The organism is Paenibacillus sp. Soil522 (assembly GCF_001428245.1).
GTDB lineage: Bacteria > Bacillota > Bacilli > Paenibacillales > Paenibacillaceae > Pristimantibacillus.
The window spans coordinates 1-20,695 of the sequence record NZ_LMRV01000072.1; the positions used below are offsets into that span (position 1 = coordinate 1).

The 20,695-nt window shown below is 41.3% G+C and carries 15 protein-coding genes and 1 pseudogene; 14 read left to right on the forward strand and 2 right to left on the reverse strand.

Annotated elements, in window-relative coordinates:
* The first annotated feature begins 120 nt into the window (after positions 1–120).
* Positions 121–582, forward strand: coding sequence for a hypothetical protein (locus tag ASG81_RS22885; RefSeq protein ID WP_056639694.1), 462 nt, complete (start codon positions 121–123; stop codon positions 580–582).
* Positions 583–703: 121 nt separating this feature from the next.
* Here ASG81_RS22885 and ASG81_RS22890 read toward each other — a convergent pair whose 3' ends face one another.
* Both ASG81_RS22890 and ASG81_RS22895 read right to left on the reverse strand, forming a co-directional pair.
* Positions 704–2,311 carry a response regulator gene (locus ASG81_RS22890; RefSeq protein WP_056639697.1) on the reverse strand — a complete coding sequence of 536 codons (1,608 nt, stop codon included), beginning with the start codon at positions 2,309–2,311 and terminating at the stop codon, positions 704–706.
* Positions 2,304–4,127 (reverse strand): cache domain-containing sensor histidine kinase, encoded by a 1,824-nt coding sequence (locus ASG81_RS22895; protein ID WP_056639701.1) that lies wholly within the window; start codon positions 4,125–4,127, stop codon positions 2,304–2,306. Before ASG81_RS22895 ends, ASG81_RS22890 begins: the two co-directional genes overlap by 8 nt.
* 177 nt (positions 4,128–4,304) lie before the next feature.
* Between ASG81_RS22895 and ASG81_RS22900 the strand changes: the two genes are divergently transcribed.
* The 13 genes and pseudogenes from ASG81_RS22900 (at position 4,305) to ASG81_RS22960 (ending at position 19,845) form a co-directional block, all read left to right on the forward strand.
* Positions 4,305–5,627, forward strand: coding sequence for an ABC transporter substrate-binding protein (locus tag ASG81_RS22900; protein WP_056639704.1), 1,323 nt, complete (start codon positions 4,305–4,307; stop codon positions 5,625–5,627).
* A 236-nt stretch (positions 5,628–5,863) separates the two neighbouring features.
* Positions 5,864–7,033 carry a sialidase family protein gene (locus ASG81_RS22905; RefSeq protein WP_056639707.1) on the forward strand — a complete coding sequence of 390 codons (1,170 nt, stop codon included), beginning with the start codon at positions 5,864–5,866 and terminating at the stop codon, positions 7,031–7,033.
* 60 nt (positions 7,034–7,093) lie between these two features.
* Positions 7,094–8,803: a hypothetical protein gene (locus tag ASG81_RS22910; RefSeq protein WP_056639710.1), complete on the forward strand. Its 1,710-nt coding sequence runs from the start codon at positions 7,094–7,096 to the stop codon at positions 8,801–8,803.
* 49 nt (positions 8,804–8,852) lie between these two features.
* Positions 8,853–9,827 (forward strand): ABC transporter permease, encoded by a 975-nt coding sequence (locus tag ASG81_RS22915; RefSeq protein ID WP_056639713.1) that lies wholly within the window; start codon positions 8,853–8,855, stop codon positions 9,825–9,827.
* A 12-nt stretch (positions 9,828–9,839) separates the two neighbouring features.
* Complete coding sequence (locus tag ASG81_RS22920; RefSeq protein ID WP_056639716.1) at positions 9,840–10,757, forward strand: carbohydrate ABC transporter permease; 918 nt, start codon at positions 9,840–9,842, stop codon at positions 10,755–10,757.
* Positions 10,758–11,282: 525 nt separating this feature from the next.
* A complete protein-coding gene (locus ASG81_RS33750; protein WP_327205184.1) occupies positions 11,283–12,419 on the forward strand; it encodes an Ig-like domain-containing protein in 1,137 nt (378 codons plus the stop codon).
* Positions 12,416–15,007, forward strand: a complete 2,592-nt coding sequence (locus tag ASG81_RS33755; protein WP_327205185.1) for a LamG-like jellyroll fold domain-containing protein — start codon at positions 12,416–12,418, stop codon at positions 15,005–15,007. Before ASG81_RS33750 ends, ASG81_RS33755 begins: the two co-directional genes overlap by 4 nt.
* A gap of 427 nt (positions 15,008–15,434) precedes the next feature.
* Positions 15,435–16,181, forward strand: a complete 747-nt coding sequence (locus ASG81_RS22935) for a carbohydrate ABC transporter permease (RefSeq protein WP_056639722.1) — start codon at positions 15,435–15,437, stop codon at positions 16,179–16,181.
* Positions 16,182–16,468: 287 nt separating this feature from the next.
* The gene (locus ASG81_RS22940) at positions 16,469–16,747 is read left to right on the forward strand and encodes a hypothetical protein (RefSeq protein ID WP_056639724.1); all 279 of its coding nucleotides are present in this window, start codon (positions 16,469–16,471) and stop codon (positions 16,745–16,747) included.
* A 199-nt stretch (positions 16,748–16,946) separates the two neighbouring features.
* On the forward strand, positions 16,947–17,195 hold the full coding sequence (locus ASG81_RS22945; RefSeq protein WP_056639728.1) for a hypothetical protein: 249 nt from the start codon (positions 16,947–16,949) through the stop codon (positions 17,193–17,195).
* Positions 17,196–17,462: 267 nt separating this feature from the next.
* Positions 17,463–17,934: pseudogene (locus ASG81_RS22950) on the forward strand (recombinase family protein); the annotation flags it as partial.
* Between the two features lie 993 nt (positions 17,935–18,927).
* Entirely contained in the window at positions 18,928–19,128 is a 201-nt protein-coding gene (locus tag ASG81_RS30265) for a PspC domain-containing protein (RefSeq protein WP_081417526.1), read from the forward strand.
* Between the two features lie 336 nt (positions 19,129–19,464).
* Positions 19,465–19,845, forward strand: a complete 381-nt coding sequence (locus tag ASG81_RS22960) for a hypothetical protein (RefSeq protein WP_056639733.1) — start codon at positions 19,465–19,467, stop codon at positions 19,843–19,845.
* Positions 19,846–20,695: the final 850 nt, after the last annotated feature.

Genomic DNA, 20,695 nt, shown 5'->3' on the forward strand with positions numbered 1-20,695 from the left:
CTATCGTCGCCATGAATTTGAGTCCTATCCACAGGCTTATGAAATCGTTAGTCAGTTTATTCAAGACTACAACCGCATTCGCTTACATGGCAGCATTTTGAAAATGCAGGAGATGAAAATGTGATTAAATTACAAGATACAGAAAGTTATCTAAAAAAATGTCTTGAAGATGAACTAGGTGAAGATATTAATGATATATCAAAGTTTTGGGAAGTGTTCAAATTCTTTTCGAAAAAAGATGTTGGGGATGATGATCGTGATGTAGAGTCAGGTTTGCTCTTTGAATGTGGAATTTCCGATTCAACTGGTTTTTATCTTGGTAGAGTTTATGTGAATTTTGTTCGTCAATTTTCTGTTTATGAAAAGATTGGAGGGTACTCTCATATGGAACAACTTATATGTAATTTCACCTTTGAACCAACAGATGAAATAAGTAAACTGAAACATGTTGCTCTATGGTATTTTTTTGATGAAGGCGGTGATTTAGAGGAGTATTTTAATGAAGTGGAAAATCATGAATCGTTCAAAATATCTTTGAAAAGTAAACCGATACAGTTCGAGATTTATCAAACTGAAATTTGAACTAAACGGGTACGATAGTGCAATGACAACAGGCTGCTTATAACAAGACAATCTTCGCGATCCCTCTTGTGAGGGGAAGGTTGTCTTCTATTTTTTGTTTGAAGTTCTTCCACCTGCACCTCTAGCGAGTCTTTAAGACATGATCTCCGTTACGAAATCTATTTGGACTATAACCAGTATATTTTTTGAAAATCCGACTGAAATGCTCTTGATTTGCGTAGCCGACAGCCTCACTAATCTCTTGTATGGTAAGCGAATCTTTCTTTAGTAGTTCCTTGGCCTTTTCAATTCGAATTTTTCTTAGATAACTAATGAAGGTTTCCCCAGTACTTGAAAATAGACGACTTAAATAGGAGTCACTAACATGAATATACTCACTGACTGATTTTAAGCTAAGATCTCGATAATAATTGCTTCTTACGTATTCTTTTACAATATTTATTTTTGAAGTTGAATGTGTGAGGCTTTCTTGGATTTGTTTGTAAATGTCTAATAATTTCAATTTGATATAATTATGAATTTCTTCAATTGTCTCGAATTGGTCCATTATTTCAATGATAGTTATATCATTGTCATCGACAGATATCTCATTTCTTTGTAAAAAGCCGACCGTCTTCAAAAAAATAGAGAGGTAAGTATTGAGGACTTTTTTCATATCGGACTGAGATTTCAAAACCATAAAAATCGAACTCAAAGAATCTTGGATTCTATTTACTTCCAAATTCATCACGGCATCCATTAAATCTCTTTCATGATGGAATAATGAAGTCTCGTCATAATTTTCCAAAGGCATAGCCTTTATCAGATTTTGTTGAAAGTAAATGTTACCCTTTCCGTTAACAATTTTAAGATTATTTGCCGCAACTGCTTGTCTATATAGCATAGGGATCTTGTCATATCCATTATCGACATCGCTAATTCCTATCGTCAGAGAAACATTTAATAACATGCCGCAAGCATATTTAACGTTGCTCAAGAAACTTCCAACTTTTTGCAAAACGCTTGCTGTGCTGTTTTCATTTACAAACCCACTTATAATAGCATATTTTGACTTTTCTATTCGAACAACTTCACCCAGCTTGAATTCCTCTGTTTTTTGCAAAAGCAATTGATAAACGGATTCGATGATATTAGCAAAAGTAAGCGCATCCAAGTTGTTTTCTAATGTTTTATAATTGTCTATAGTTAAAGCCGCAACCGTTATATTAACTTTTGGAATATTCATATTTAAATTTTCTAATTGACTTTCAAAATCTGATTGAATATTTCCTAATACGTTATTCTCAAGAAAATTTTGTTTATAATATTGGATTGATTTTTGGGTGATTTGATGATGTTTTTTGTTTGAATCACCATGATGATTAGCTTTTTTGAATAGGGAGAGGAGTGAGTTGAAATCCATTTCGGATTTTAATACATAATCCTGAATGCCAAGTTGGAAGGCTTCCCTTACAAATTTAAAATCATTGAACGAACTCAATACAATAATTGGAATGATTGTATTCTGACATCTTATCTCGCGAATGAGCTCGAGTCCGTTCATTTTGGGCATAGTAATATCAGTAAGAATCAGATCAATCCCATTGTCGTCATTTTCAAATTTTTCAAGTGCATCAGCTCCATTATAAGCTTCGCAAGCGATTTCAAATCCATGTGACTCCCAAGACCCAAGAGATTTAATGGCAAGCCTAATCAGGGGTTCATCATCAACCAGTAAAATTCTATACATTTGGATCACCTTCTGCCGATGGAATCATATCTCGAGTAAGTGCCGGAAGGATTAGTTTCATTAGTGTTCCGGATTCTTCATCACTATAAATTTCTAAGCCATATTCTTCACCAAAGTTGAGTTTTATTCTTTTATTTACATTGTGAATACCAATGTGATTGAAACCTGAATTTTTTTCATTGTGATGTTTAAGAAGTGTTTCAATTTGACTTTTTGTCATACCTACACCATCGTCATTTACAGATAGCTCGAGATAAGGGCCATTCCTCTTTGCATTTACATGAATATTTAACTTTTTATAGATATCGCCCATTCCATGAAGAATGGAGTTTTCTACCAATGGCTGTAGAAGAAATCTGAGAATATAAAGTTCTTGAGCTGAAGGTTCTATTGCGAGTATGACTTCAAATCGATCGCCATATCTTAATTTCATTATATCAGCATAACTGCTCAGGGTGTTAAACTCTTCTTCTATGGATGTATACATACCGCCTTTGGAAAGGGTATTAACAAGCAGAGTTGATAAGGAAGCTGTCATTTTTTTTATATGCTGTGCACCGTAAAAATCAGCCATCATCGATATCGAATTAAGCGTATTTAGCAAAAAATGCGGGTTTACTTGATATTGAAGGGCCTGAAGCTCCAATTGCAGCTTTTCTTCTTTTTCACGGTCTATCCTTAGAATTAAAAGTTTAATGTGTTCCACCATTTTATTGAATTTCTTGTATAGCTTCGCAACTTCATCATAGCCTGAAAGTTGTAACCGTCCTTTGAAGTTATTCTCTTCCAAGCTGGACATATGATGAATTAATTTATGGATTGGGCGAAGCAGTGTACGGTATATCGAGGTGAAAAATACAATCATGAATACCAGCAAGGTAAAACTAAAAGCAGTAACAACGACTGAAATGACCTGATTAATATTTTGGGTAAGCTCGTTTAATGAAGTTGTGTTGATAACTTTCCATCTGGTGGATGGAACTGTATAATAAGTCATCAATAATTGATCTTTATTTGATCTGTAGATTTGCCACCCGTAGTTATTTGTGAACAAATGCATACTTTTCTTGATAGGTTCAACTTGATCGTCTTTGGAATAAACAATATCCCCAGACTCCGAAAGGATATCCAGTCTGCCGACTTGACTGAGCTGCAGGCCAAAAAACACTTTTTCAAAAGCGGTGTCTTTAAACGTAATGAATACAAGCGCTACCTCGTTGTCTTCTGTATATTGATTATAGACTAATGTGGCAATGGCAAGTGATTGCTCGCCACTGTGAACATTTGAAAAAAGCGAATCATTGACCTTGCCAAGAACACGAAGATGTTCGTTATTGCGTACCATTTCCTGATACCATGATGATAATTTTATACGGGAAGGTTCAAATGCATAGCGGTTATTGAAGGAATAGTATTGATTATCTTTATAAACAAAAGTAATCCCGGTGAGATCTGTGGTGTAGTTGAATAAATAGTTTAAATCACTATCAATTTGTTGGCGAAGAGCTAATCGATCCGCCTCATTAGTCAATGTTCGGAGTATATTCACTCGATCGATAATGCTTTGCGGTCCATTATAAGTACTATTTTCATTCGTGATGCTGGAAACTGTAAGGATGTACCTCAAAATATTGTCATCGATTTTTTTGGCGATTTGTTCAGTTAACTGCAGATTTTTATTGGTATTATTCGTAATTAACGTATTGACTTCATTTTTATAAATATAGACGCCGGAAAGTATTAATGGAATTGGGATAAATACAAGAAAAATGGTAATGAACTTAACAATAACCCATTTTTTGATAAGACGTACCATCTGTTGTCCCTCCGCCTGCAACTAAGTATCAAAATGTTATCATACTCATAAATTAAAATACAAGGTAATGATAGATTAAAAATGTTATAAGATTATATAATTCTAATTATCATCAGGGTACAATAAGGACGAGGCGTTATTGGAAGCGCTATCTAAGGCAGCACGGAGGGTATCTGAATGGCGAGATTATTAGCAAAAAAGGGGATAGGCCTTGTCTTAGCGGGAATTCTATCAATCATGATAGTTTTAACGGGATGTGGAAGTGGCGGCAATAGTACAAACTCAAATGTAAGCAGTAATTCAAACGAGAAAGTAACCTTAAGTGTTGCCATTTTGGCAGAGGATTTGGATTATTGGAAACAGACGACTCAATCGGATTCCTTTAAAAAACTTTTGCCCAATGTGACTCTGGATCTCCAATCCTTTAAAGATATAGAATCGTTGTACAAATCATTAATGGTAAGGCAGTCAGCCAATGAAATGCCGGATTTATTCTATGTTAAGCCATATAAAGTGATTGACCTTAAGGACTCGTTATATGTATGGGATAAGAGTGATCCTCTGGTGCAAATGAATAAGGCGGTTGACTCGATTAATGAGCTCAAAGCGGGAGACGGGAAATATTACGGTTTGCCAATGAAGGAATTCGGAGAATGGGTTTTCTATAGCAAATCCATCTTTTCCGAATTGGGTTTAACAATACCATTAACTTGGGATCAATTCGTAAGTACAGCTAAAGCTATTCAAGATAGCGGGAAGTATCAGGGGTTGGCGCTCGGAGGAAAAGATACTTGGCCGCAATATCCATTTGTAGCCTATTTAGGAACTGTTTCATTTAACGATCCAAATACGGATAACGGAGCAGCCATGATGGACACGCCATTTAGTCCAGATGGCCACTATTATAAGGCTTTTGAAAAGGTAGAACAGCTTTATAAATCGGGTGCTGTCGGAAAGTCGCCGCTAGGTATCGGATATCCTGAGGCGGAACAAATGTTTGCTAATAAAAAGGCGGGCATGATGGCTATCGGCCAGTACTATTATGCGGACTTCCTAACGATGGGCGGGGATCCAAAAGATCTGGGTCTGTTCCCGTTACCGGTAGTGAATGACCCGAATGAAACAAACAGACAAGTGTATAATATTGATCTTCCTTTCTGTATTTCCAAGGATAGCAAGCATATTGATGTCGCAAAGAAAGTGATTGAATGGTATTTTAGCCCTGAAGTTTACAAGCCCTATCTTGAAGAAAGAGCCATGAGCTCGACCATCAAAGGAATTGATCCGCAAAATATCTTTACAGATGCAAGCAAGCAATATAATGCGCAGCCGTTCTTTCCGAAAGCTGGGGAAGTGAATTTTGTAAAATTGCAAAAAGAAACCAAATGGGATCCTACAGTGGTTGGCGCACTAATGTTGGCTGGACAAGATTTTCGTCCCATTTTTGAAGACCTGAATAAGAAATGGACAGCTGCAAGACAGAAATTTGGTATGAAATAGGATGAACAAAATGTAAATTTTGTTGAAGAATGCTGTGTCAACTGCGCAGCATTCTTTTTTATGACGTGTTACGAGGAGCGCCGTCTTCAATTACAATAGAGAATTTTAGGCGCTTCTAAAGAGTGGCGTAAGCATGACAAAAAATATCATTTAATCACAATTTATATCATGTGACCTATATCATAAAGCGGTTAGAATAAGTCCTGTAAGCGATATCAACACATAGGGGGAGAGAAATGAAGCTAAAAGTAGTTTTGATGACATGCGCTGCAGCGTTAATCTGCATTGGCGTTGTAGCCATCAGGTTCTACTTCTCTGATGACGATCCTGTCTTTGCAGAGTTTGGACCCTCCGTAATGTACACCACGCCGTCTGGTGATCCAGGACCCGGCGCGCTTTACGGCAGAGCGCTTCGACTGCAGCACTCCAAATCCGCCAACGGCACCATGCTAGCCACGTTCGAGCAGTATGTAAACGGCACACCGAGCTTTCCGATCTTTCAAAGCACTGATGATGGAAAAACGTGGGAGCAGATTTCCAGTGTGACCGATCAGGTGAACAGCTGGGGGATGCGCTGGCAGCCCCAATTGTACGAGCTGCCACAGGCAATCGGCAATATGCCGGCGGGTACGATTCTGTGCGCAGGGAATTCTATCCCTTCAGACTATTCCAAGTCGAAGCTCGATCTCTATAAGAGCACGGATCACGGCAAGACATGGTCGTTCGTCAGCTCGATCGCTTCCGGCGGACAGCCGAAATCGGAAAACGGTTACACGCCGGTTTGGGAACCGTTCCTGTTAGTGGCGGACAACAAGCTGATCGTTTACTATGCCGATCAACGCGACCCCCGGTATGGCCAAAAGAACGTGCATCAAACATCTGCGGACGGAGTAAACTGGGGGCCCGTCGTCGACGATGTGACATCCCCATTGTACATCGACCGTCCGGGAATGCCCGTAGTCGCGCAAATGGGGAATGGAAACTACATCATGACTTACGAGGTTTGCGGTTCAGAACATTGTAAGATTTCTTACAAGATCTCGCCGGATCCGGAAAACTTCGGCTCGGTAAAAGGAACCAGATTAATTGCGGAAGACGGTACGAGCCCAGAAAGCTCATCGTATGTGGTATGGCTCCCGACGGGAGGTGCGAACGGAACGTTGGCCGTCTCCGCTTTTTCCGATGAGTCACTGTTCCTGAATACGCAAAACGGTGAGGGATCCTGGACCAAAATCAAATCCAACGCGGAGATAGGTTACAGCCGTGGGCTTGTACCCATGCCCGACGGGCATTCGGTGTTCGTCATCTCAGGCGGCCCGCACCCGCTTGGTACAGACAGAGCCAATTCGGTTACGTACGGGACCGTCGATTTGAATGGCGGCGTTTCGGATGGCGGGGAGCAGTAAACCAGTTTATGCGCATTTCATGTTGGATAATTCGAAATTAATTTCAATGGAGGATAAACCATGAAAAAGTCAGTATCAAGTTTATTGCTCATCTTGCTATGTGTTGTAACCGTTTTTAGTTTGGCAGGATGTGAGACTCAGACTCAAACTTCAAACGCTAACCAGGCAACGCAGGACACAGCAAAAGCAGAAGAGGAAACTGCTGAACCGGTTAACCTGAAATGGTTTTCCGATGTAAGCTTCTGGAATCCGCCAATGACCTGGAGTTCGGATCCTAATACCTTTATGGGCATAATTACCAAAAAGACTGGGGTTAAATTTTCAATGAATATCCCGCCCCAAGATGGAGCTACCAAATTAAGTTTGATGCTGGTATCGGGAGATATTCCGGATGTAATTACTGTAGCAGACCCTGGTAATGCAACAAATATCATTTCCAAATTGGTCAAGTCAGGAAAAATGTGGAATCTGGACGAATTGATAAAGAAATACGACCCAAATTCTCACTTGCTGAAAGATTTCCCTAATGATATCAAAAAAGCGTTAATTAAACGTGATGGCGGCTGGTATGCTTTCCCAAGCCATATATCTTCAGATGATTTGAGAAAAACATACCCGCCTTCAAGCCAATACTATACAGACCGTAATAAATATCAATTCAACGACACCATCATGGTAAACGGCAAGCTTTTGGAACAGGCAGGAATTGAGCTTAGCAGCCTAAGCACCGAACAAGGTTTGCTTGACGCTCTTAAGAAAATCAAGGACTCGAATTTAAAAGTAAACGGCGCAGATGTTATACCTCTTCTGGTGGATGGCAAGAACTATTGGGATACAACGATGAGGTCAATCACCAGCCAGTTTGGCGGAATGAATGTAGATAAAAAAGGTAATTATCGTGATTTGATTTATTCATCAGGATACAAGCATGCACTTGAATTTCTTAATAAAAGTGTAAATGAGGGATTTATTGACCCGAGTGAATTAACTATGGATACAAATGCAACAGCTGCTGCAATTGTAACCGGCCGTGTATTTGCATTTTGGGGAAATACTGCAAATACCCACTATGCCGATATCCAAACGAATCAGCCTTACTGGCAATCACCTGCTCCTGTACTTTCAAGTACCGGTGCAAAACCTGTATTTGGTAAGCATTATAGTCCTTCAGTAGGCTGGATGCAGACATTTATCTCCAAAACGACAAAGGAACCGGAGAAAGTGATTAAATGGCTGAGCTATATGTCAAGTAACGAAGGTTTGTACGATAGCAATGGAATTGAGGGCGCTAACTATACATTGGATAAAAATGGAATGATTGATATAACAGATGAAGGAGCTAAGAATGATCATACAAAAACCGGTTTCTGGGCATATTGGCCGTTCTCTAACACATCATGGGAAAATCATGTGTTCGAGGCGCCTACTGATCAGATAGGACCTGGCGGACTAATGGATACTGCAGTTACAACAGCCTTTGCAAGGTCTGAGAAAACAGTAATATTTGACAATTCAGCTCTTGATGTTCCGCCGGGATATATCCAGTCCAAAGGATTAGGAAATCAGGAAACTGAAATCAGGAATTTCGTACAAGCCGAGATTGCAAAAATTATTACGGCAAAGGATTTGTCAGAGGTAGATGCGCTTTATAATAACATGGTAAAAAAGGCAACCTCAATGGGGTTGGATAAAATTGACGAAGCAAAAGATGCAATCATGAAACAGCAAAGCAAGGAAATGGGTATACCTATGATGGGTATAAACGAATAAGAGTGATACTATTTATGCCGCCGGCGACGGCGGCGGAATGGAGATTCATATGTATGACAAAACGGTTGTTGGTAAGCCCTTAATATTAAATAATGAAAAAAAGAAAACATTTAAGCTTGGTCATGATTTTCGTACCCAATTTGAACTAGGTATAATGCTTTGGCCTTCCATATTGCATATTTTTATATTTGTCATTATCCCGCTATTTGGCTATATCATTGCATTTAAAGATTATGATCCGACTAGTGGGGTAGCGGGCATATTTTCGAGTGCGTGGAACGGTTGGAATAATTTTATGATCATGTTTAACAGCTATGATTTTATTCCTATGCTAAGGAATACAATCGGAATGAATCTTTTGGCATCTTTTGTAAGTATACCGGTAACTCTATTTTTCGCTTTATTCTTAAATGAAATTACGAGCAGTAAATTCAAATCTTTCGTTCAAACTGCTACTTATTTGCCGCATTTTATATCATGGGTTATTTATGGCGGGTTATTTGTGACGCTTTTAAGATCTGACGGCGCCGTAAATTATATTTTGAAGCAATTTCATTTAGTTAATAAACCAATTCCATTTCTATCCGACCCTTCATATTTTTGGGGGATTGCTACTGTAACCTCACTTTTAAAGGATCTCGGGTGGGGAGCGATATTATACCTTGCAGCGATAGCGGGAGTTGATATGGCCCTTTATGAATCAGCAACAATTGATGGCGCCGGCCGGTTTAAAAAAATGTTTTATATCACAATACCGTGTATAAAGCCTACATTGATGATTATGATCATATTTGCTGTAAGCGGCATACTGAACAATAATTTTACCCAGATTTACGTATTTCAAAATTCATTGAACCTTCCGACAAGTCAGGTAATCGATACGTATGTTTATCAGTTCGGCTTACAGCAGCTTCAATTTAATGTAGCGACTGCAATACAATTGATGAAATCGGTTTTTGCTCTAATACTTCTCTGGGGGGCAAATTCATTATCGAAGAAAATGACGCAATCGGGTCTATTCTAAGGAGGAAAATCAATGGTCCAAAATGGAGTTCGTTCCAGCAGGACATTTCAAATTGTAAATATTTCAATAATGGTAATCCTGGTATTCTTAGCCGTGTATCCATTCTTCTTTTCTATTATCAATTCTTTAAATGATGGTACGGATTTGAGGCGTGGACCGGTATTATTATGGCCAAGGGTGTTCAGGTTTGACAGCTGGGAGAAAGTATTTTCAGATTCATCAATAATAAAAGCAGGAATGATTACCTTATCCCGTACAATAATAGTTACCGTTATACAAATATTAAATACGGCAATATTCACTTACGCTTTTTCCAGGCCATACCTGAAGTATAAAAAATTCTATGTAGCCGTAGGGTTTGCAAGCATGTATTTTCCCGGTGCCTTGATTCCGACTTTTCTCCTTTATAATTGGTTGGGAATATATGATACTTACTGGGTTTATATAACACCTATTCTTGTCGGAAACTTTTTCAACGTAATCATATTTAATGCCAATTATAAGGCCATACCCGAATCGCTCATTGAATCGGCCAAAATGGACGGTGCCAATGAGTTTAGAATTTTCTTCTCAATTGTTTTGCCTCTTTCTAAATCGGTTATTGCAGCAATATCGGTTTTCGTGGCAGTGTGGATATGGAACGACTATGGCACCACGTTGTTTTTTACACAAAATACGGACTTGCAAACCATTCAATATTATATATTGAAATTAATTATGTCAAATGCAGGTGCAGACCAATTGTCGAGTGCAGCTTCCCAAAATGCTGATATAACCAAACTCATTAATCAAACTGGCATAGGCAGAACTACTGCTGAGACCATTCAGCTGGCGGCTATGGTAATTGCATCTATTCCGATGATTATCATGTACCCGTTTACTCAAAAATTCTTCATAAAAGGTGTGCTGCTGGGATCGGTCAAGGGGTAAGAAATACGATGGAATTCAAAGCTTATCACGTGTCTCGCAAATTAAAAGCTAGTTTAAAGTAATTTTCATCCGGAAGCATGATCCAATGGATTGTGCCTCTTTTTTATTTCCATTACAAGGTGTTGGAACCTTTGCAGGAATACTTTAATAAAAACGAATACCCAGACATTCGAAGCCCGGCTCAAATCCTTGAGCGAGGAGTTTTATCGGGAATAGCATGACAAAAAAAATCATAGAAACGCAAAATATATCATGTGCCCCATAGTTCGAAATTGTTATGATCAAAATTGTAAGCGATACCAACATTGGTGACCTTTTGAGTTGCCCCTTAGTCTCGACAATCTATTGAAAAAGAGAATATAGACTTTTAAATAAAAGTATGAAATCGAAGGCGGATTGTTGCACTTGGCATCACATTTCATCGAGGGGGTGATTGAGAAAGCTTGACAATTTCGGGAAGCCTCATAAGGCTATCGGCAGTTGAAGATGCACGAAAAGAACTCAACTATGGGAGGAGCACAAAGCTTGAAAAAAACATTTAGACGAAAATTGGCCATGTTGCTGATGCTAGCCATTGCCGTGCCAACCGTGGCATTTGCTAGTGGCGGCGGGAGCGGTCCCAGCAGTGCGGGGAGAGCCGTAATTTCTACGGCGGGTTCTGTCGATAAGCACCCGGTCTCATTCTCCAGCCTGCCTAATTCTGTGGCCGTTGTGAGTGTAACCATCAACCAGCAGGATTTCAGCTTGTTGGTCGGGGGGACGAAAAGCTTAACCTTTTCGATAGCTCCCGTCGCGGCAATAAATAAAAGCGTTAGCTGGAGTTCAAGCGACCCGGCAGTCGCCACCGTCGACGAGAAGGGCAAAGTAACGGCGGTCTCCCCCGGCATTGCGGATATCCAAGCGACATCGGCAGAAGATTCATCGAAATTTGATTCGGTCACGGTTCAGGTAACGAAAGCGTCCTTCACCAAGTTTTCCGTTCACGATCCGTCGATCGTCAAGGATGGAAACACGTTCTATGTGTTTGGTTCCAATCTCGAGGCGGCGAAGTCAACCGATTTGATGAACTGGACCCGGTTCACGAACGGTGATACGACGCCGGGCAATGTCCTGTACGGCGACATGGTAAAGAACTTGGCCGGTTCTTTTGCTTGGGCCGGGAATAGCGATGCCGACAGTACCGGGGAACATAGGGTATGGGCTCCTTATGTCTTTTATAATGAGGATTACAAGAACAAGGACGGATCGACGGGCGCATATATGATCTATTACTGCACCTCGTCCACTTATATTCGTTCCGCGATCGGATATGCGGTTTCCCAAAATATTGAAGGACCTTATACGTATGTTGATACCATTATCTATTCCGGTTTTACGCAGAATGACGCATATGACAACAGAAGTGTCATCAATAAAAAGTGGACCAATACCAATATCCAGGCTCTGGTTGATAACGGCATGTTTCAAGGACCCAGATCGGAATGGTTCAACGGTAACGGCTCGTATAACAACGACCTTTTTCCGAATGCGATCGACCCGGATTTGTTCTATGACAAAGACGGGAAGTTGTGGATGACATACGGCTCCTGGTCCGGCGGGATCTTCGAGCTTAAATCGATAAGGAAAGCGGAAAGCCTATATATACGGGCGCTGATGGTATGACGGCCGACGGCAGGATGGTGGACCGTTATTTCGGAACCAAAATCGCAGGCGGCTACCAACAATCGGGCGAAGGGCCATTTGTCTTCTATGATAAGAAAACTGGTTATTACTTTCTGAATGTAACTTACGGATGGCTGGAAGCGGGCAGCGGTTACAATATGCGTATGTTCAGAGCGACATCCCCGGACGGCCCATTTGTTGACGCACAAGGAAAAAATGCGGTTCTGCCGACCAATACGTCGAACCAGGACTACGGCAACAAGATGATGGGCGACTATCTGTTTCAGAGAGAGATCGGAGACCCTGGAACCGGTATGGGCATCAGTTACGTTTCTCCTGGTCACAATTCCGTTTATTTTGATAAAAAAACAGGGCAGTTCTTCCTTACTTTCCACACGCGCTTCCCGGAAAAAGGCAATTATCATGAGGTCAGAGTTCACCAGATGTTTATGAACAAAGACAATTGGCCCGTCGCTTCACCATACCGATATACGGGCGAGAAGCTTGAAGCTGTAACCGAACAGGATTTGGTCGGAGAATACAAGTTTATCAATCACGGTAATAGCACTTCGGGAATCATCCAAAAATCCGTTTTTATCCGTCTGAACAACGACCATACCATTACCGGCGACGCTGCCGGCAGCTGGAGCAAAGCGGGTGATAATCTGGCGGAAATCACCATAGACGGAGTCTCCTACAACGGTGTATTCGCACGGCTTTGGGATGACACCTCAGGACGGGTTGTTATGACCTTTACCGCGATGTCTGGCGAGGGAGTCACTGTTTGGGGAAGCAAGTTGCAGGATAAGACGGATCAGGAAATAGTTGAAGACGTATTGAACGACATTAATCTTGGCGATACAAACAATGTCGTTTCCAACTTGACGCTCCCGATCGAAGGCACTAGGCACGCAATGATTACGTGGCAGACGTCCAATGCCGACGCTGTTACAGCAACCGGGGTTGTAACCCGCCCTGAACCGGGGGCACAGGCGGCAACAGCCGTACTGACCGCGACGGTTACCAAAGGTAGTACAACGGACTCCAGAGCAATTTCCGTTACCATACTCCCGAGGCAAGCAGCCAGACTGAAAGCCGACTATTCGTTCGACGGCAACCTGAACGATTCTACGGGCCTATTGGGGGCGGGAACAGTAACCGGAAGTCGCATCGACAATACGGGCGGCACGATTACTTATGCACAAGGTATGCATGGAGATGCCGCCGTGTTTGACGGAAATTCCGGCGTTCGCCTGCCTGACGGGCTTATCAACAGTGACAGCTATTCGGTATCGCTGTGGGTGAAGCCGGATGCTTTGACAAGGTATACGCCCACTTTCTTTGGAGCTAAGGACCCGGGCAGCTGGATCAGCATTCTGCCGAAAGGTCTGGCAAAGGACAACACTATGCTTTGGTCCCATAATGTTGCAGCAAACGGCGAAGACACCTGGTATGAAGCGCCGTCGGGCATGACGGTGAAGATCGGCGAATGGAACCATCTGGCCATTACCGTTGAAAAGGGCACTGCCACCGTATACGTAAACGGTGTGCAAAAATTTAAGGGAACGAGCTTCCCGGATGTCTTTACGTCGAGCAAGGGCATCTTCGGCCTTGGAGTAAACTGGTGGGATGTGCCATTTAAGGGCATGATCGACGGCCTTCAAATCTACGACGGAGTGCTCACTTCACAAGAAATCAAGAACATGGTTTTTGACCCAGCCATTAAAGTGAGCGGGATTAGGCTTGGCTTGACGGAGAAGAGAATATCTGTCGGAAACGCATTCACTCCTTCCTCCGTCTCGGTATCTCCGGCATTTGCGGGCAATCAGGTGCTGGTCTGGAGCTCGGCCGACCCGTCAATCGCAGCCGTCGACGAAATTTCAGGCCAGGTCACTGCCGTCAAGGCTGGATCGACGACGATTACTGCAACCGCAACCGATGGAAGCGGTACGGCGGCAAGCTACACGCTCTACGTCCTGGACGGAGCAATTGCGTATTATACGTTCGACGGGAGTTTATTGGATTCAACAGGCTACGGTACAGGTACGGTAACAGGCAACCGGGCGAATAATACCGGCGGAACCATTACTTACAGCGACAGCGTTTCCGGCCAGGCGGCTGTACTTAATGGAAGCTCCGGCATCCGTTTGCCGAATGGCTTGATCTCAGGCTATACGTATACGGTATCGATGTCTGTATATTTGGAGCAAGCCAACCAATACACGTCCGCGTTCTTCGGATCGGCGACGCCTGACAGTTGGATCAGTCTGGCACCAAGAGGGCCGGGTGACGCTCAGCCGACCATGCTATGGTCCGGATCGGCCTGGTACAATGCGTCTACCGGAATTCAAATTCCGACCGGCACCTGGGTTGATCTTGCTTTCACGGTCGATAATGGAACGGTGACGGTGTACGTTGATGGCGTTGCTAAATATACTGGCACAAGCTTTCCGAATGTGTTCACGACAGACGACGGTATATTCGCCTTGGGCGTCAACTACTGGGATAACCCATTCATTGGCAAGATTGACGAGCTCCGAATCTATGATAAAGCGCTGACTGCTAATCAGATTCAAGCGTTATCGTAATAACCTGATTTCAGGCCAAGCAATGACCGTCAGAGAAAATAACTCTGACGGTCATTGCACATGATTTTCAAGCGGCACTGCGATGGTGCAAATAAGCCATTCATTCCGAATCGATTTGGTTATTTACTTTCCCCAAGTTATGTGGAATTTTTATTTCGAAAGATATAGAAATAAGATTGCGACAAAGGTTAGAGTGCAATGATTGGCAACAGTAAAGATATCCTGCAAGCCGTCCAAGTTTACCAGTCACTCGGAGAACCGACTCGACTCAAAATCGCTATGATGTTGAGCGAAGAGAATTTTAAGATCGGAAGGCTTTTCATGGGCTCGCTAATGTGGGGAAAGACGATTCAACGAACTCTTTTAAATATCCTGATGGTCAGGATAAGCATGAAAAAAATATCATCGAAACGATAAGATAGATCATGTGCGCGTCAACGCCTTTAATGGCGTTCAATCATCGCCGGTTCTGTCGCTGCCGAAAATATTGCACCCGGAAAATTTTGTGCTGGCGATTACAAAAATTCCGTTCTGGCGATATTTGAAAAGCTCTTTGATTATCGTCGGTATCTCCGTATTTTTCGGTGTATGGATAAATTTCATTCTCGGGTATGCTTTCTCGAGGCTGCGGGCACCCGGCAAAGATTTGTGGTTTGGTATTCTCATTTCGCTTATGATGGTGCCGGGTTTTGCTACCTCGATTCCGACTTATGTATTGTTCAGCAAGCTTCAAATCACGGACTCCTATCTGATCTGGATTTTGAACGGTATAGGCGGCAGCCCCTTCTATACGTTTCTGTTCCGTCAATTTATGCAGACCGTTCCGAAAGAACTGGAGGAGGCCGCGCGAATAGACGGCTGCAGGACGGCAGGCATTATGTTTCGGATTTTTCTGCCACTCACGGTACCCGTAGTCGCTGTTGTTTTTATGTTCGAATTTCTTAACTCATGGGGGGACGTGGTTCAACCTTTCATGTTTCTGAATGAGACCCGTTGGCCGCTCTCGACTGCGCTGCTCGGCGTAAGATATACACTTCCTAACAATCCGGATGTTATATTGGTTCCGATACAGTTAGCCGCATCCTTGTTATTCATGATTCCATCGGTAATCGTTTATTTCGCAGGACAAAAATATATTAAAGATGGCATGATCACTTCCGGATTGAAAGGGTAAATGTAGGAGGGAAAGCGGCAGCCACGACAGGTATACCATCACCAGTAATCGTAAGCTCGTGGCGATACAGCTGCTAGCTGAGATTACGGACTCCGGAAATCGGTCGGCAGAGCGGAAGCGGAAGCCGTTCAATCGGGCTACATGAATGAGGGGGTGGACGAACGATGGACAAACGAAAACGAAACGGAACTCCCTATAAAATCCCGTTATCGGAATCATTGCAATTATTGCGACGATTATAGCGATCAAACAGCGAGCCGGTAACCGTGAGAGAATATCGCGCACGAATGAATTTTGCGCATATCGCTCAAACCTATAGTTATTTTAAAACCAAATATGGAGAGAATCCGGGAGCGAATTTTTGGACAACGACTTATGATGAGGAACAACCGATCCGCTATGCAAGAGAAGCGACCCTGCAGGACGAAATCAGAATTAAAGTCCAGCAGTTGCTGATGAAGCAAAACGGTATTATTACCGACGCCGGTTACAATGCCTTTCTGAGTCAATGGAGCGACGAGAATAGTAAACGACAACGCTTATCCGGAACTGAAGACCGCTGTTGATTGTCTGCAAGCAGGAAAAGTAAGCGGTATTATCGGTGCGAGAGGCGAATTTATCATCGTCAACTGCATCGAAAAAATAACGAATCGATACCGGCAATTTCATGAAGTAGAAAAGAATGTAAGATCAGCAATTCAGTTCACCGAGGCTCCATTTTGAGGGGTAATCGTTGTCATTATTATTTTTCAGCAGGTTCCCGGTTTGATATTTACGATTATTGGATTAGCTGCAGCAGTATTCTTGATTTCAAAAATCATCCGCGAGAGAAAACGAGTTGCATGGCGGAACACAGTGCTAATGTCTGGAATTAATCAAATTGACGTAATGAAGGGCGAACACTTTGAGCTCTTTTTAAAGGCTCTATTCGAGCAACGAGGTTACATAGTGGAATTAACTCCAAAATCAAATTTAATTATATCAACGCAACAGTTTTTAAAAGGTATAGGGTGAAATCTAGTTTCACAACCCTTTCACCTAGCGGAATTTTTTTCTCTCAACTTTGCCGCAATCAGATGCGGCTTTTTTTCTTTCTATTGGTAACAGATATTTACATAGTGTGGTTAACTTCTGTCTGAAAAACGATCGTTTTTTAGACTTTTTAAACAACAGCTTAAAATGCCCCAAACTGACCATTGTTTTAGTATATTAAATTGTCTATTATTCAAGGTGTATTAAATATGCTAATCGAAGGTTTAATAGACAAAAGGGGATTGGGAAATGGCTAAAATTGGCTATGCACGTGTTTCAACTTCCGATCAGTCAATGGATTTACAAATCGATTCTTTAAAGGCATCCGGATGTGAACGTATTTTCGAGGAAAAGGTATCCGGGAAGAGAAGTGATCGACCTGAGTTAGCTCGCTGCTTGGAGTACTTGCGTTCCGGGGATACATTAGTTATTTGGAAATTGGATCGCTTGGTCGGACGACTAAGCAGTTAATCGAGCTTTCACATGATCTTAAGGAAAGAGGAATCAGTCTGCAGATCATCACACTGGGAGTAGATACCAGCACGCCAGCAGGCAAGCTTTTTTTTGCTATTATGGCTGGCTTGGCTGAAATGGAGGCAGAGACGATTCGAGAGAGAACCCAGGCCGGCTTACAAGCCGCTCGGGCTCGAGGTAGAAAAGGAGGAAGACCGCCATTGGATAAGAGCAAAGTTGAAATGGCGTTGCTTCTGTATGATAGTCGNGGCCGGCTTACAAGCCGCTCGGGCTCGAGGTAGAAAAGGAGGAAGACCGCCATTGGATAAGAGCAAAGTTGAAATGGCGTTGCTTCTGTATGATAGTCAGAAATATACCATAAAAGAAATAACCGAGCAGACCGGAGTGTCTAAAGCTAAGTTATATCAAGTTCTCAAGGTCAGGTAATATATAGTATTACCTAAATCTAATTAATCATGGATTGTACGTTGCATTTGTAATAATGATCGTTATGTTAGCTATTGTGTAGCATATTGAGGAGCCGAAATATTGTTTAACGGAGGGTATAGATGAGGAAACAACTTAAAAATAAGGTTATTGTTATATCAATATTCATAGCGTGTTGTATTCCCTTTCTCTTTTTATGGTTGTGGTATTATGTCTTTAATTCTATATGATACCGTGAAAAACCTAAAAATCGCTTATTACGCTCCCATGGAAGAACGCAATTATTTCCATAATCTATGGTGTCGCGTGAGCGGTATGAATGGCTAACGGGAAATTTAGTTTGGATAGGACCATCAGAGGGAACCGATCATATAAAGAATGCGAGCGAGGTGAGCTAATGAATACACATAAAATTAAACGAATACTGAATATTTCCGCTCTGACAATATTGCTTTTTTATTTGACTGGAATAATCCTATTGTTCATTACTTTTAGAATTATACGATTCGATGATGATTTTGAGTTCGCCTTCTCAATTAACTTTTTATTATGGGGCGGAGTTTCCTTACTGATCAGTGTCTTCGTCTTAATGATTTTGAAATGGTTGCATCGTAGACTGGGATCAAAAAACGAAAACAGTTTATATCAATAGAAAGTTGGAGGAGACAGATTAAGCATTAAACTAACGGGTACGATAGTTGAATGGTCTAGGGAGCAGTTTGCAGTGGCGTCTGCTTCCTTATTTTCGTTGAAGTAACGGAAAGTGTAGTTCCAATATGTGTTAAAAATTGACAGATGATTATAAAATCGATTTATGAGGGGGGTTCCTTTGCATAAGAATAAACTGAAAAAGTCTTCACGTGATAAATCCATACAAGGGGTTTGTGGAGGTATTGCAGAATTCTTTGGCATTTCTTCGTTTAGCATTAGATTAATTTTTATTTTGACAATGCCTGCATCCTTGATTATCTACATTGTTTTGACTAATAGTCTTGATGAAAATACCAGCTTATAAACGGTTTTGATTATTGCTAAGGACAAATAAGTGTAGCCTGCATCCTTGATTATCTACATTGTTTTGACTAATAGTCTTGATGAAAATACCAGCTTATAAACGGTTTTGATTATTGCTAAGGACAAATAAGTGTGGACATGTTGAACTAACGGGTACGATAGTTCAACACCAAAACGGCTGCCGCGGGGCAGACGTCATTGCGCTAACGGGCAGACTAGTTTAACAGCAAGCGTGTTATTAAACCCTTATATTACCTTTTTAATAGGCGCAACTTATAATTGATGCAAGACGTCAGTCACTATATACAACGCAACAAATTACATTGGAGGAACAATAATGAAAAGAATATTCATCGTATTACTTATTGCTGTTGTTGGTTTGTTAATTGGATGCAGTAATCAATCAGAAAAGGGTGATTATATTATTGGAAAAGATATTGGAAATGTAAACGACGGTAACATTTCGATGATTTTAGTTGCCAAGAATATTTCTGAAGATTCAAAAACGAAATCTATTTCTGATTTTAGGAAAGACGAGACTGATTTAATGTATTATCACATAGAAGATGCAAATTTGTACGAAGACCTTAATGTTGGCGAAAGGGTAAGTGTAGAGCCTAAAACGTCACATTTGGATGGGCAAGAAGTGTATCTTGTCATGCAATCTGACCCGCCGCAAGTAGTGGCAGGCAAAATTATAAGATATTCAATTAAGTAATTGACATTAGAGGCAAGAATAGGTCGCTGAGCTGACGCAAAAGTTTGGTGCTAATATGTAAACATTAAACTATCGGGACACGATAGCAATGACAACAGGCTGCTAATAATATCGGCAGCCTGTTCAACTGACTGGCAGATTAACTCAGTTAGACATTTTTGATATAATGCTGTAAGCAAAAAACAATTGATTGCCATAGCACCGAGGTGACAGTCTTGATACTAAAAATGAAGCCGTACAAGTTTTTTGCTCTCGTCTGCCTCGTAATTTTAGGGATAATCATTACGGATGGGATAGTTAAAGAATCGAACAGCAGCGGATTTCCAAACAAGATTTATTATTTTTTTCAAGTCGATATACCCGCAACAATTGCGGCTGGATTATTCCCTTTGTTTATGGTTAAAAACCAAAGATACAAAATATTGCTTAGACTCTGTGTTTCTTTTTCACTCATATCTTTTATTATTTTGGGTTATGTAGGGAAGGTTCATTACGAAGGTTCGGAATCAGCTAACGATTGGCTTCTACTGTTCGTTTATAACCCTTTTGAAATATACCCCTTTGTTCTCTTTACAACCTTAGTTTCTGTGGGAATATCGTCCTTTTGTTATTTCCTGGGAGCAGGGTTTGAAGATGATATTGGTTAGTGAAAACTTTATCCGCGATTAAGCTAACGGGTACGATAGTGGAGGAGTTTGCTATGTAGCAGCTCCTCTTTTGTTTTATTAAATTAACTGGCAGTATACTGGATAAAATTACCTATATTGGTACCAGGGATTTACATGATAAATTAGAATTAAAACAAATAAAAGATAAAAGGTAGTAAGGTGAACATTTATGAAAATCAAGT

Coding starts and splice junctions, on each gene's coding strand:
- ASG81_RS22895 (WP_056639701.1), bottom strand. CDS start 4,127: ATGGTACGTCTTATCAAAAAATGGGTTATTGTTAAGTTCATTACCATT.
- ASG81_RS22915 (WP_056639713.1), top strand. CDS start 8,853: ATGTATGACAAAACGGTTGTTGGTAAGCCCTTAATATTAAATAATGAA.
- ASG81_RS22940 (WP_056639724.1), top strand. CDS start 16,469: ATGAATTTTGCGCATATCGCTCAAACCTATAGTTATTTTAAAACCAAA.
- ASG81_RS22960 (WP_056639733.1), top strand. CDS start 19,465: ATGAAAAGAATATTCATCGTATTACTTATTGCTGTTGTTGGTTTGTTA.
- ASG81_RS22910 (WP_056639710.1), top strand. CDS start 7,094: ATGAAAAAGTCAGTATCAAGTTTATTGCTCATCTTGCTATGTGTTGTA.
- ASG81_RS30265 (WP_081417526.1), top strand. CDS start 18,928: ATGAGGGGGGTTCCTTTGCATAAGAATAAACTGAAAAAGTCTTCACGT.
- ASG81_RS22890 (WP_056639697.1), bottom strand. CDS start 2,311: ATGTATAGAATTTTACTGGTTGATGATGAACCCCTGATTAGGCTTGCC.
- ASG81_RS22920 (WP_056639716.1), top strand. CDS start 9,840: ATGGTCCAAAATGGAGTTCGTTCCAGCAGGACATTTCAAATTGTAAAT.
- ASG81_RS33755 (WP_327205185.1), top strand. CDS start 12,416: ATGACGGCCGACGGCAGGATGGTGGACCGTTATTTCGGAACCAAAATC.
- ASG81_RS22905 (WP_056639707.1), top strand. CDS start 5,864: ATGAAGCTAAAAGTAGTTTTGATGACATGCGCTGCAGCGTTAATCTGC.
- ASG81_RS22900 (WP_056639704.1), top strand. CDS start 4,305: ATGGCGAGATTATTAGCAAAAAAGGGGATAGGCCTTGTCTTAGCGGGA.